This window comes from Mesorhizobium sp. INR15, from assembly GCF_015500075.1.
Classification (GTDB): domain Bacteria; phylum Pseudomonadota; class Alphaproteobacteria; order Rhizobiales; family Rhizobiaceae; genus Mesorhizobium.
On the sequence record NZ_CP045496.1, the window covers coordinates 3,375,403 to 3,387,605 of the forward strand.

15 protein-coding genes and 1 pseudogene are annotated in these 12,203 nt (G+C 62.6%); 8 read left to right on the forward strand and 8 right to left on the reverse strand.

Annotated elements, in window-relative coordinates; all coding sequences use genetic code 11:
- Positions 1-135: 135 nt before the first annotated feature.
- The gene (locus GA829_RS16490) at positions 136-3,027 is read right to left on the reverse strand and encodes an autotransporter outer membrane beta-barrel domain-containing protein (protein WP_258051621.1); all 2,892 of its coding nucleotides are present in this window, start codon (positions 3,025-3,027) and stop codon (positions 136-138) included.
- 566 nt (positions 3,028-3,593) lie between these two features.
- On the opposite strand from GA829_RS16490, the pseudogene GA829_RS16495 reads away from it, so the two are divergent.
- The 3 genes and pseudogenes from GA829_RS16495 (at position 3,594) to GA829_RS36700 (ending at position 4,823) form a co-directional block, all read left to right on the forward strand.
- Positions 3,594-4,117, forward strand: a pseudogene (locus tag GA829_RS16495) (MgtC/SapB family protein).
- Positions 4,118-4,290: 173 nt separating this feature from the next.
- Complete coding sequence (locus tag GA829_RS16500; RefSeq protein ID WP_195173785.1) at positions 4,291-4,596, forward strand: hypothetical protein; 306 nt, start codon at positions 4,291-4,293, stop codon at positions 4,594-4,596.
- Positions 4,597-4,688: 92 nt separating this feature from the next.
- Positions 4,689-4,823, forward strand: a complete 135-nt coding sequence (locus tag GA829_RS36700; protein WP_258051622.1) for a hypothetical protein — start codon at positions 4,689-4,691, stop codon at positions 4,821-4,823.
- Between the two features lie 65 nt (positions 4,824-4,888).
- On the opposite strand, the gene GA829_RS16505 is transcribed toward GA829_RS36700, so the two are convergent.
- The 4 genes from GA829_RS16505 to GA829_RS16520 all read right to left on the reverse strand — a co-directional run bounded on the left by GA829_RS16505 (position 4,889) and on the right by GA829_RS16520 (position 6,154).
- Complete coding sequence (locus GA829_RS16505) at positions 4,889-5,137, reverse strand: DUF982 domain-containing protein (protein ID WP_258051623.1); 249 nt, start codon at positions 5,135-5,137, stop codon at positions 4,889-4,891.
- Positions 5,134-5,385, reverse strand: coding sequence for a DUF982 domain-containing protein (locus GA829_RS16510; protein WP_195173786.1), 252 nt, complete (start codon positions 5,383-5,385; stop codon positions 5,134-5,136). The genes GA829_RS16505 and GA829_RS16510 overlap by 4 nt, the downstream gene beginning before the upstream one ends.
- A gap of 74 nt (positions 5,386-5,459) precedes the next feature.
- The gene (locus GA829_RS16515; RefSeq protein ID WP_195173787.1) at positions 5,460-5,906 is read right to left on the reverse strand and encodes a GFA family protein; all 447 of its coding nucleotides are present in this window, start codon (positions 5,904-5,906) and stop codon (positions 5,460-5,462) included.
- A 68-nt stretch (positions 5,907-5,974) separates the two neighbouring features.
- Positions 5,975-6,154 (reverse strand): DUF3606 domain-containing protein, encoded by a 180-nt coding sequence (locus GA829_RS16520; RefSeq protein WP_195173788.1) that lies wholly within the window; start codon positions 6,152-6,154, stop codon positions 5,975-5,977.
- A gap of 853 nt (positions 6,155-7,007) precedes the next feature.
- On the opposite strand from GA829_RS16520, the gene GA829_RS16525 reads away from it, so the two are divergent.
- Positions 7,008-7,436: a DoxX family protein gene (locus GA829_RS16525; RefSeq protein ID WP_195173789.1), complete on the forward strand. Its 429-nt coding sequence runs from the start codon at positions 7,008-7,010 to the stop codon at positions 7,434-7,436.
- A 119-nt stretch (positions 7,437-7,555) separates the two neighbouring features.
- On the opposite strand, the gene GA829_RS16530 is transcribed toward GA829_RS16525, so the two are convergent.
- From GA829_RS16530 to GA829_RS16540, 3 genes are all read right to left on the reverse strand, one after another.
- Positions 7,556-7,861, reverse strand: coding sequence for a hypothetical protein (locus GA829_RS16530; RefSeq protein WP_195173790.1), 306 nt, complete (start codon positions 7,859-7,861; stop codon positions 7,556-7,558).
- A gap of 142 nt (positions 7,862-8,003) precedes the next feature.
- Positions 8,004-8,273 carry a hypothetical protein gene (locus GA829_RS16535; protein WP_195173791.1) on the reverse strand — a complete coding sequence of 90 codons (270 nt, stop codon included), beginning with the start codon at positions 8,271-8,273 and terminating at the stop codon, positions 8,004-8,006.
- 345 nt (positions 8,274-8,618) lie between these two features.
- Positions 8,619-9,434 carry a class I SAM-dependent methyltransferase gene (locus GA829_RS16540; protein ID WP_195173792.1) on the reverse strand — a complete coding sequence of 272 codons (816 nt, stop codon included), beginning with the start codon at positions 9,432-9,434 and terminating at the stop codon, positions 8,619-8,621.
- A gap of 75 nt (positions 9,435-9,509) precedes the next feature.
- Here GA829_RS16540 and GA829_RS16545 point away from each other — a divergent pair, with 75 nt between their 5' ends.
- From GA829_RS16545 to GA829_RS16560, 4 genes are all read left to right on the forward strand, one after another.
- Positions 9,510-9,863: a hypothetical protein gene (locus GA829_RS16545; RefSeq protein ID WP_195173793.1), complete on the forward strand. Its 354-nt coding sequence runs from the start codon at positions 9,510-9,512 to the stop codon at positions 9,861-9,863.
- 2 nt (positions 9,864-9,865) lie between these two features.
- Positions 9,866-10,210, forward strand: a complete 345-nt coding sequence (locus GA829_RS16550) for a hypothetical protein (RefSeq protein ID WP_195173794.1) — start codon at positions 9,866-9,868, stop codon at positions 10,208-10,210.
- Positions 10,211-10,289: 79 nt separating this feature from the next.
- Positions 10,290-10,844, forward strand: coding sequence for a terminase large subunit domain-containing protein (locus tag GA829_RS16555; RefSeq protein ID WP_258051624.1), 555 nt, complete (start codon positions 10,290-10,292; stop codon positions 10,842-10,844).
- Positions 10,845-11,131: 287 nt separating this feature from the next.
- A complete protein-coding gene (locus GA829_RS16560) occupies positions 11,132-12,103 on the forward strand; it encodes an IS110 family RNA-guided transposase (RefSeq protein WP_195173796.1) in 972 nt (323 codons plus the stop codon).
- The last annotated feature ends 100 nt before the right edge of the window (positions 12,104-12,203 follow it).

A 12,203-nucleotide genomic window follows, 5' to 3' on the forward strand; every position in this document is an offset into this window, starting at 1 on the left:
GGGACAGTGCAAACGGCAAGGCTTGGGTCACGTTCCAGCGAGGGGCGCGTGCGCGGGCGATTTTTTGCAACCGCCTGCAATCAACGGTGAGCGTTGGACACGCTCACCGTTGAATCAGGACGGGCGGATGTCTGCCTAGAACTCCATGCCAAGCCTGGTCTTGAAGCCGTTCTCGCTCAACCCGCCGCCGAACTGGCCGGTGTAGCTGAGGCCGAGCTTGGTGGCGCTGCCCATGTCGAGGTCGATGCCGGCCTCGAGGATGGCTGTGTCGCGCGCGATCGAGGCACCCGCGATCGAGAATGGATCGCTGCCGGCAAAGGCAACTTGCGACGTCGGCGCGACCGTGCCGAAGGCATGACGCCAGCCGAGCATGCCGCGCGCAGTCACCGGGATGCTGCCGAGCGAGACGTCGGTCGATGCCCTGACACCAAGCGTGGTGAAGGTGGTGTCGGTGGTCGATGCCGCCGCTGTCAGCGCCGCGGCGCCTCCCTTTTCGGTGAAGCCCTGGGTATGCAGGTTGACGTAGGCAAGGTTGGCGAAGGGCTCGAACGAGGCCCGGCTTGTGTCGACGCGGTAACCAGCCTCGCCGTAAACCTGCGCGCTGCCGGCATTGTAGGCCGCCGTCAGGGCATCAGTGAAGCCCGGCAGGCCAACCGTTCGGCCGGTCTCGATGTGATGCCAGGTGTAGGCAGCGCCGCCGCGCAGGCCGAAAGCTCCCCATTCCCCACCGCCATAGACGCCAAGATGGTAGTTGTCGCTGGAACCGGTGGAAGAACGGTCCGCGACATCGAAGGAACTTTGGCTGTAGCCGGTCAGCACGCCAACCCGCCAGGTGTCGCCGACCGCGCCGTCGCCGCCAGCGAGGAAGCCGCCGGTGGAGCGCTTGAAGGCGGCGGCGTTGCCGTCATCCTTGCCGCTGGCCCAGGAGCCGAAAGCCTGTCCCCAGACGACGAAGCGGTTGCTGTCGGCCGCCACCATTTCGGGGCCGCCTTCGCCATAGGCCATGACCGGGATCGAGGCGGTGGCGACGCCGTCCAGTGCCGAGCGGATGCGGGACGTCGCGACATCGACGACGAAATGGCTGTCCTGCAGCATCATGCCCTTGGTAGAAGCAAGGGCCTCGCCAGACACGGCATCCAGGGCGAGGCGCGCGGCGTCCTCGTCGGTAAGCAGCAGGATGGCCATTGCCAGCGGATTGCCGGTGCCAAGCTGATCGATGGCCTGCGCCGTCGCATCCTGGTTGGCGGTCTCAGCGATATCGGCGACCGCGACGTCGTTGCGGCTCAGGCTGAGCGTGACGTCATTGCTGCCGAGGCCCGCATGATAGTCGATAAGGTGATCGAGGAAGACCAGGTTGTTGAGGACGCTGGCATCGAACTGACCGACGACGGCACCGCTGCCCTGGTTGTCGATGATCGTATATGGGCCGTTGAGCAAGCTCCAGCTCGCCGCCGTTGTGGGAGACAGCGACAGCTTGAGCTTTGCGCCCGTAATGTCGACCGTGCCGCCAACGACGAGCTTGTCGGTGCCAGTGGGCGTGCCCTGGATTTCGAAACTGCCGTGGTTGATGTAATCGCCGCTGACGGTCTGGGTGCCGATTATCTGCGCGCCGGTTAGGTCACCGACCGCGTGGGTCGCGCCGGCCTGGATGGTGACATCGCCGCCAATCGTGCCGGTGCCGCCGAGGCGGGCGCCGGACTTCACCTCGACATCGCCGCCGAGCTTGCCTGTGCCGGCGAACCCGACCATGAGCGAGCCGGACGATACGGTCGTGCTGCCGGTGAAACCCGAGCTGTTGCCGGTCAGGGTCAGCGTTCCGGTGCCAGCCTGTTCCATGGTGCCGGAGCCGGAATACACGCCCCTGTAGGTCAAGCCGCTGGAGCGCTTGTAGATCAGAGCGCCATTGTTGGTAATGCTCGCGGCGCTGCTGCCACCGATGGTGCCGGTGGTGCCGCCAGTGCCGAGCTGGAGCGTGTTGCCGGCGGCGATGATGGCATTCCGCACGCTGTTGTCGTTGCTGAGGATGATCTTGCCGCCACCGGTGATGGAGACCGTACCTAGCCCCGTGATGGCGCCGCCATAGCTCAGTTCACTTGAGCGGTTGAAGATCAGGGTGCCGCCATTGTTTACATCGCCGACGATGGAGCCGGTCGTGCCGCCATTGCCAAGCTGTAAAGTCGCTCCTTGCGAAATACCCGTGCTGCCGCTGAAATCGTTGGCGCCGGTCAGTATCTGCGTGCCGCTGTCGAGGCTAATGCCATTGGTGCCATGGATGGCGCCCGAGAATGTGCCCGATGCGTTGGTGATGCGCAGGAACTGTGCGCCGAGCTCGACCGTACCGCTGCCGGTCAGCGCCTTGATCTGCGTGCCGACAGAGGCCGAGATGTCGAAGGTGCCGTTGACCTCGACGCCGCTTGACTTGTTGACCCGGCCCTGACCGGTCAGTGCCAGCGTGGCACCGCTGTCGATGGTGGTCGTGCCGGTATAGGTGTTCATGAAGTCGAGCTTCTGCGTGCCGCCAGCGATGGTCAGGCCGCCCGTGCCTTCGATGATGTTGACGAAATTGCCGGACGCGGCGGTGATGGTGAGTGTCTGGGCACCCAGCACAACCTTGCCGCCGCCGGTCAGCGCCTTGATCGACGCGCCGCTGGTGGTGGCCGAGATATCGAACGTACCGCCGGCAAGGACGCCGCTCGACGAGGCGATGCTGCCGCTACCCGACAGTGCCAGCGTGCCGCCGGGATCGATTGTGGTGGCGCCAGTGTAGGTGTTGGTTCCAGTCAAGGTGGCGGTGGCGGTACCGTCCTTGTGGACGCCATCCGGGCCCGTGATCGGCCCGGCATATGTCCCGGTGCCCAGAACCAGGTCGGCCGCATGGGTTGGGGTTGCCGACAGCGACGTCGCCAGTGCGACAACGGATGCGCTGGCCAGGGCCATGAAACTGGCCCTTTTCACCGGCGCGTTGTCGACCAGCTTGAACAAAGGCGCAAATCGCCCGCTAGGCCGGCTGTCAATTTTCAAGATCATCACATATCCCCGCGCTCTTGCCGGTCGAACGTCATGTTCGAAGCCGACGAATGGGCCCTGTCCGAAGACGGGCCGTTCCAGATCGTTAAGCCGTACTTTGAAGAGAGCGGTGTCCTACCCAGCCGTGAGCTTTTGCGGCTAGCGCAAAAGCTCTGCCGGGGATGGACCAACCCCAAACCAAAGCCCCCAAGACTCGAAAAACGTTATTGAATCAAATTTCCGTGAGGGCAAGTGGCAATCTGGGGTGGCAGCAAGAATCTGGTTGGACCAGATACCGCAGGGTGGGTCTAAATATTAGGTTCGTTTAATATGTCATTGATTTGGATTCGAAATTTGACTTGTAGCCGGCCAATTATTTTCTGTCTTTCACCCACAAAGCCAACGTTTCTGGCAGTCATAACAGTCAAGCACCTTTATTGGGTACATCTTTTGGTTGTGTTTCCATCTGGTGTAAACTTTCACGTTTGTGCACATGCATCCGGCCGTTTTTGAGAGATTTCTCAGGCGCTGGGGAACCGGGGGAGCTTGGCAACATTTTTGCGCGTCAAGCCTTTGAAAGAGGACGCATGGAGCAGCTCGCTGAGGAATTCGGACACCCTACCTACATATCGTTCCCGGTCATCGCGGCGCGGCTGATGCTGGCGGCCCTTTACGGGGCCGTAATCGGTTTCGAACGCGAATGGCGCAATCGCCCGGCGGGACTGCGCACCCATATTCTGATCTGTGTGGCGGCGGCGACATTCGGCATCCTCACCATCGAGATTATCCATGCGCCGATGTTCGCCATGGACTCGTTGAAAGTCGATCCGATCCGTGTTGTCGAAGCGGTCACCGCTGGCGTGCCTTCCTGGCAGCTGGCTCCATCATGCTTTCGCGCGGAGAAGTGCAGGGCCTGACAACCGGAGCCGGCATGTGGCTGGCTGGCGCGATCGGCGTCGCCTGTGGACTTGGGTTGTGGCAGGTGGCCGGGCTCGGCACGCTGATCGTGCTGGTTGTCGCAGGGCTTCTGCATCGGCTCGAACTGAAGCCTGGTGCCGATGACAAGCAATCGAGCAAGGCTTCGACTTCAGTGCCACCCAAGCGCCGGTAAGGAAGTGGGTGGCTTGCCCCCATCCCGGTGAGATGGATGAGAAATCGGCCGGGGCGGCACGCGCTTGCGCCGGCATAGCCAACCTTTTTTGGGCCAACCTTTTTGGCTGACAGGCGTTGTTTCTCCTGGGAAGGCCGCCGCCGGCGACCCTAGCAGGATGAAAGGAAGCCGGGATGAAAATTCTCGCCATCGCACCAATCGCCATAATGCTCGCACTTGCCGCGCCAGCCGTGGCCCAGACCGATCAGAACGGCACTGGCCAGGCGGCGCCGCAGGTCGACAAATGCCGGATCCAGAACGATCCCGGCGCAAAGCAGCAGCCGAGCGGCACCGATCTGACGGAGACACTGACTGACTGCGGCGGGGTGCTGAAGCCGCCGGCCACCGGCGACCAGGGCATGACCGCGCCGCCACCGGATCAGGGGAAGACCCCGGTGATCAAACCCGGCGAAGTGCCCGCGCAGCCGCCCAAGCAGTAGGCGAAACGATTGCAGACAAGATGTCCCGGGAGCGGAACCACGGTGCGGGAGAAACGTTTCTGTCTTGATTTCGAAATGGAGGAGGACAGGTCTTGAGAGATATAGCCAGCACCGCCACGTTTCTTGCGTCGATCGCCATCGTCATTACCCTGATGCTGATGGCACCAAAGAGTTTCGATCTCGGGACATCCCACAAGATCGTGCAGGGCGAGATTTCTGGAGAATAGTAGGCTACGACAAAAAGGCAGGCTTGGCACAATGCCTTGCCTGCCTTTTCGTTGGTTTCCGCGATCTAGCGAACCAGAACGCCGGCGTGGGCGCAGAAGGCCGAGAACGCTTCCTGTGCCTGCGCCGCCGTTGCCCGGCCTTCCAAAGCCGCCTCGATCTGTTCGCGCGCCGTTTGATAGAAGGGGCCGCGTTTGGCGTGCGGCCAATCGACGAGAATTTCGCTAGCATCCTGCAAGGTAGAGACGTCTCGAATGGTCTCGGTGCCGGCCGATTTGATGCGTAGCGGCGCGGACAAGCGAAGGGCCAGCATCATTGTTTCTCCGCATTGGCGAGGACTTCCGCCTCGCGGGCGGCCTCGATCATGGCCCGCATTGCCTTTTCCGGCAGCGTCCAGCCATCCAGCGCATCGCGGCAGCTTCGCAACGCCGCACGATACCGCCGGCCGTGACCAACTGGCCAGTCTTCCAGGCATTCAAGGCCCTCCCAGGCGCTGCGCACCACGCGTTCGCGTTCGGGAGCGAATTTCAAGCGGATCGGGCGGGGGAAAATCTTGTCGTTCAAGACCGCGTCTCCATTGCTGCGAGGCGCCGGTTAACGCCAGCGGCAGGGGAGGGTTCCAACAGCTGTATTGATTTTTAGTCGTGGGCGTCGGCGTCCGGAAGGACGCCAGACTGTCTGACCGGATCGTCGTTTTGGCCGACCACACGGTCATGCTCGAACTGCTCGGCACCGGGCAATGCATGCAGCCACCTTTCACGGCGGCCTGTCCATAGTTCGTATTCGGGTTTGAGGTCTGTCGGCGCCACATCCAGGCTGCCGAGCATCACCTCGGCCTCGTCATCCTCGACCCAGGTGACGCGGCTGCCGCATGTTGGGCAGAAACTGCGGCGCGCGTAGGTGTTGACGATGCCTGTCGTCTCGAAGGCGTCGAGCGGCCAGATGGCGTAAGCCGAATAGGCCGAGCCACCAGCCTTGCGGCAGTCCTTGCAGTGGCACAGCCCGACCCTGAGCGGTGCACCGCTGACAGAGAACTGAACGCCGCCGCACAGGCAGCTTCCTGTCCTGCGTGCGGTGTCAGACAATCTCGCGACCCTCCATCTGGGTATAGCGCGGCGGGCGGGCGAACCGGATGTTCGTCCGCCACAGGCGGCTAGCTGCGGGCAGCCATATAGGAATCGAGTTTCTTCCTCGATGGGCCGTAGCGTTTGATGATGGTCTGCGCCTCGCTGGGCGGAATGCCGTATTTCCTGGCAAAGGCGGCGATCTCGTAAGGTTCCTCGCCTGAAACCAGCTTGCGGTCTTGTTTTGTCTTCGATTTGTCGTCAGCCATCTTGGGCCTCGCTTTCTGTTATCGGCAAGCAGGAAAGACAGATGCAGCTGAGCAACTGGGTCAATGCCCGATCCCTGCGGTGCAACTGGATATAGCACATATAGGTATCGTGAGGCCGCGGACACGACAATGCAGCGGCGCGCGACGTCTGTCGCTGGTGCGGCCCTGGCCAATGCGATCGCGATTGCGCTGGAACGGTTTTTTAGCCGGCTGGCTTCAACTTGGCGGAGGAGACGAGCTTGGCGCCTTGCGGATTGCCCGCGTCACACTGGGCGCATGCCGTGGTTTCACCGGGGCAGCCGCGCTGATGGGTGCCTGCAGGACAGCAATGACCGTTGGAGCTTGTCCAGCGTGGGCATTGGAAAACCTGCCCGGCGCCGCCGCAGCTGCTGCATTCCACGACCGCCGAACGGACAGAAAGGGATCTTGCCCCAAACCTCACGTTTGTGCCCAACGTCAAACCCGCCCAAAATTTTCCTGCACCGGTCCATCGTCCCGATACATTAGCCCCGTCTCAATTGTAGCACGATGTTCGTTACTGACAAGTTTCACGATTTCGCGAGGCCAGGCCGGACAGACCGGATCCGGAGGGTTTCAACGCATCGCGGCGAGACACATGAGGGCCGAGGCCGCTTGCACGCGCTCCCAACCGGCGGCCTCGGCCTTTTCGAGCAAGGCATCAAGGTGGGGAGCAAGCACCTCCGGCATTCCTTTTCATAGGCGGCGTGCATTGCCGGATGTTCCGGCGCGCCGGTGCGCCAGAGGGCTTTCCGGGAAAATTCTGCGAGGGCTGTCGGGTTGACGCCCGCTCGTGCGTCCTAGGAGCGAACGTCTTGCAAAGCTGGAGAGCACCATGTCGCCGGAAATCGCCCAATCCCCCCTGCGGACCGCTGGCCTGCTTGTCGCCCGCCTGATCTTCGCCGCCGTCTTCCTGATGGCGGTGTCCTTCAAGTTCATGGGCATGGCCGATACCGCAGGCTATATCGCGGCGGCCGGCTTTCCGTTTCCGCTGTTCCTGGCCTGGTGCGCGGCGATCCTGGAAGTGCTGCTGGTGGTCGCCTTCCTGACCGGCGCCTTCTTCTCGCAGGCCGCGCTGGTCGCGGCAGTCTATGTGCTGTTCCTCGGCTTCGCTTTCCATGGCCCTGGCCGCTGGGCCGCCAACCAGAACGAGTTCGGCTTCTTCGTCGACCACTTTACCTTCCTGGCCGGCCTGCTGTTCGCCGCCGTGCATGGGCCGGGCAAGGTGCTGTCGCTCAACCTGGGATGGCCGGGCAGGGCGTAGCTGAGAGGCTCAAGCCAGCCGGGATGTGGCGGGAGTGGCTTTGAAGTCAGGCGATGGCCTTGATCCTGTCGCTGCCGCGCTGCAAAATCAGGAGCAATCGCGTATCGTCGAACGCGATTTCACATCTGGTCGTTATAAGGTTCCTTCATCTGGCCAACCATTCGAGCCAATTTTGAGAACGACGGCAAATCCGTCTCCGGCTGACATTGATTGGCCAGTTCCAGCAGCCTGATCGGAAAGTTGACCGCATCGCGGCTTGATGCCGACATGCTGTCGGATCGCGGTTCGCTGGTTTCGCTCGCTTCGGCTTTCCGCAAGGCGATGTCGATTTCTTCAATCGAGAGCACGCCCTTGCGGACAAGGACGTGGTTGATCGATGCGATAGCCATCAACAGGCCTTCGAGTTGTAGATTGGCAACGTTCATTTGCTTTTGCTCCCATTGGGTCTATTCCAACGCAGGACCGCCTGTTCCGATCCGACGGCTGCACGCCAGTGCCGATGACCACGAACGAGCCGAGTGCCGTATGTCATTGCGGCGATAGCGGCTGGCTGGCGCCTGGAATGACCTAGCCTTCAGTCCAGCTCTCGCCATATTCGCGCCAGAGCGACTTCACGTCGAGGCCGCCGAGGCGGGGCGTCGAAGCATCGCCATAGATGATGGCCACCGCGCTGATGTCGTAGTGGAGGTGGGCGTTGGCGACGAACCGGATCGCTTCACCCAGCGGCCGTGGGCTGATGACCGGGTCAGCCTGACCCTGACCGGTGCTACGCACACCGGAAACCGTGGCTGTCTCATGCCGCATCCTGAACACGGATGCCATGGCTGGTCTGTCCATCGTCCTCTCCCACAAGGCCGTACGACGGGAATCATTCCATGAGCTGTCCATGATGATTTCACAGGAGCCGGCTCATGACCAGCCGGCCCCGCAGGCATGGCTTGTGGTGAGGGTTTAGCCTCATAAATTACGTAGGAATATTTTCTTAGAAGTTCGTTGACCGGGTGAGGGCAGCCATGCTACATATTCGCCCATGGTGCTGATTTGCGCCACCGACCCGCCACATCGGCGGGTTTTTGTTTTCGGGGCGGCGGGCTCGCCGGTGACCTACGAGCCGACGGAAAGCAGTCGCGACCAGCGATCTCCTCCTCGGAAGAGACGGGATTTCGCCAGGCCTAATGGAAATCAACCCGCCTTCGAGGCGATCACCGCCACTGAGGCCAGACGCCCCTCGCTCAGGCTCCTGATGTAGTTCTTGCGGCGCTGCACGAATTCCGCGCCGAGCACGATCTCGTTGGCCTGAAGCTGGGCAGGGCTTGGCACGATGCCGGCATTGGCCCGTTTGACCGCCAGTTCGACATGTTCGCTCGTCTCGTCGATGATTTCGTCGACGACAAACCCCGTGGTTTCAAACAACTCTTTCAAAGTCTGCCGCTCGACAAGATGGCTGGTCGCCGGCGAAACCGCCCATGGCAAGGGATAGTAGGGTTCACCAGATGCAAGCACGGCTTCGGTCCAGATCAGTTTGCCCATCGGTTTCAACACGCGCAGCGCTTGCTTGATGACCGGAGCCTTCGCCTCGATGTTCATCCCGACATAGAAGCAGATCGCCGCGTCGAAGCTGTTGTCGGCGAAAGGAATGTCGGCGGCATTCGCATGCCGGAAATGAACCTTGCCGTGCAGGCCGCACAATGCCGTCAGCTGGCTGGATGCCTCGACAAAAGCCGGCGTCAGGTCGATGCCTTCGACCTGGCAGCCATAGGTCGCGGCCAGGAAGCGGGCTGGGCCGCCGATGCCGCTGCCGATATCGAGAATCCGATTGTCTGGTGTGGGGGCAAGCCGTGCGGCATGCTCCTGCGTGGCGATCAGTTCGCGGCCATGAAGCTGGTCGAACGGATAGAGGTGGCGCGCGGCCAGGGCGCCTGGCGCTGCTTCAGGAATTGCCGCCAGGATGCGCTCGACGATGCCGTTGCTGCCATAGTGCTCGGTGACGTTGCTCAAGGCGCCTCCTTCTCGGCGGGCAGCTTCCCACCTAAGCGCTCCGTTCGCAACGCATGATCATCTGGGGTGAAATCCATGTCCCGTTACGCCACCATCATTACAGACAATGACGGCCGCGAGCTTGTCAGCGCCGTTGGCGAATTCGAGGGCACCGGCCGCCCCGATCCGCGTGCGGGCCGTGTCGAGATCGTCGCGCCCGGCGTGCGGATCGGCATGGTGCGGGGTGGCCCGGTCGAGGCGGTTGGCGGCTTTGGTTTCCCCCAAGGGGCGCTGGGCGTCAATGGCCGCGCTGTCATCACCGCGCGGGCCAACCTGAAGGCCTTGCGGGATGTTGCTGCAAGGCTGGACGCCTTGCCGGCAAAGCGGACCAGGGCGAAGCCCGGCCGGAAACCGGCGCGGGCGAAATCCGCGCGGCGCGGCAAGGCATAGGCATGGCTTCCGCCCCTTCGCCGGCGCGCAGGCCGGCCGCCAGGCCCAAGCGGGCCAAGAAGACGCTGGGCGATGATTTTCTCGCCGCCGTGCGCGCCGATTTCCGCGCGCATGGCGCCGGCGTCATCGCCGAGGTTCGGGCCGACAAGCCGGACCAGTATCTGAAGATCGTGCTGTCGGTGCTGCCCAAGGATGTCAATGTCACCATCAACCATCTGGACGCGTTGAGCGATGACGAAATCAGACAGCGCATCCGCGCGCTCGAAGCCGCCGTCCGCCCCTTCCTCCTCGGCGAGGATGGAGTATCTGGCGCTGCTGGCGGAACTGGACCGCAGAAAGCGCACTAATCAGCTGGCCTGCTACAAGCCATATCAGCGCCAGGCGGAATTTCACGCCGCCGGCGCCCAAAATCGGGAACGGCTGTTCATGGCCGGCAACCAGCTGGGCAAGACCAGGGCAGGGGGCGCCGAATGGGCGATGCACCTGACGGGCCGCTATCCCTCGTGGTGGCAAGGCAAGGTGTTTGACGGGGCCGTGCGGCTGTGGGCCGCCGGCGTCACCGGCGAAGGCACGCGCGACAACCCGCAACGCGTGCTGGTCGGCCCGCCGCAGCAGCAGGCGGCCTGGGGCACCGGCATGATACCGGGCGATACCATCGTCAACACCATCATGGGGCGCGGCGCGCCGGGCGGGCTCGACAGCGTTGTCGTGCGCCATGGCGGCGGCGGCGATGTGCAGGCCGATGAATCCGTGCTGTCGTTCAAGAGTTTCGAAAAGGGCCGCGAGAAGTGGCAAGGCGAGACGCTGCACGGCGTCTGGTACGACGAGGAACCGCCGCTCGACATCTATTCCGAAGGCCTGACCCGCACCAACGCCACCGGCGGCATCACCATCGTCACGTTTACGCCGCTGCTAGGAATGTCCGATGTTGTGCTGCTGTTCTTGTCCGCGGACCAGGTGGAGGGGATGGCGAAGGGGTGAGACGGCGACCGGAAGGCTCTCCCTTCTCCCCCTGTGGGAGAAGGGGGCCTCGCGCAGCGAGGTCGGATGAGGGGTGTTCCAGAAAATACCAACGCCTCATTCCTTCCAGCACCCCTTGCATGTTGGGCTGGCGGCTATTTGTGCAAGATAGCTGCACTCCCCGACAGATGGCCGTCCGCCGGGGAGTGGACGGATGGGACCGTACGCCCCTTGGTGTGAACCGCGGATGAGCAAGGTCCATTCGTTCTCGCACTGGTCCTGAACAGATGATGGGGAGCGAGTCCCGCATGCAAGGCAAGGTATTGTCCGAACCGAATGCGACGCCGTCAGTCTATGCCGGCATCGACGTGTGTAAAGAGTGGCTGGATGTGTACGTCCATCCAACCGGCCAGAGTTTTCGTGTGGCCAATGATGGTGGTGGCCTGCGGCGGCTGAAGCGCCGGCTTGGTGATCTCGCAGTGAGGCGGGCGATCATGGAGGCGACGTCCAAATACCATCGTGCGGCACAGCGCTCGCTGCATGAAGCGGGATTGGTAGTGGCCGTCGTCAACCCGCTGCGTGCTCGGCTGTTCGCGGAAGCCTGCGGCCAGCTTGCCAAGACCGACAAGATCGATGCCAGGCTGCTGGCAGAAATGGGGGTCGCGCTCAATCCGGCCGAGACGGTGCCGCCTTCCCTTGCGATGGAGGCGCTGCAGGAGATGATCGGCGCGCGCAATGCCGCCTGTGCCGAACGCATCGCGCTCATCAACCGCTTGGCGACGCTCAAAAGCCCCTTCCTGCGTGCTGAACTCAACCGCAGGCTCAAAGCGCTTCACAGCCATATCGTGCGTCTTGAAGCCGAGACCGGTCGCCGGATCTCAGCTGATCCCGCTCTTGCCCGCCGCTACACAATCTTGATCTCGATCCCCGGCATTGGCCCGATCACTGCCGCCACGCTCCTGGCGGGCCTCGCTGAGATGGGTACGCTCAACGCCAAGCAGGCGGCAATGCTGACCGGCCTTGCTCCCGTCGCCCATGACAGCGGCCCGCGCCAGGGACGCCGAGCTATCAGGGGCGGCCGAAAGGGTGTCAGAAACGCCCTCTACATGGCCGCACTGTCTGCAAGTCGTTACAACAAGGACCTTGCAGTGTTCGCCGCCCGTCTGCGCAAGGCAGCTAAACCCGAAAAGGTCATCCTCGTCGCCGTCATGCGAAAGCTCGTCGTTACGGCCAACGCGCTCGTAACTCAGGACCGCATCTGGAGCCAAATCGCTCCTTGACAACAAACACAGATGCTCATCCGTCTTGCCGCTTCGTGGCAATCCACCTTCTCCCACAAGGGGAGAAGGAAAGGCGCGCGTGGCCGCAGCGAAAATCGTC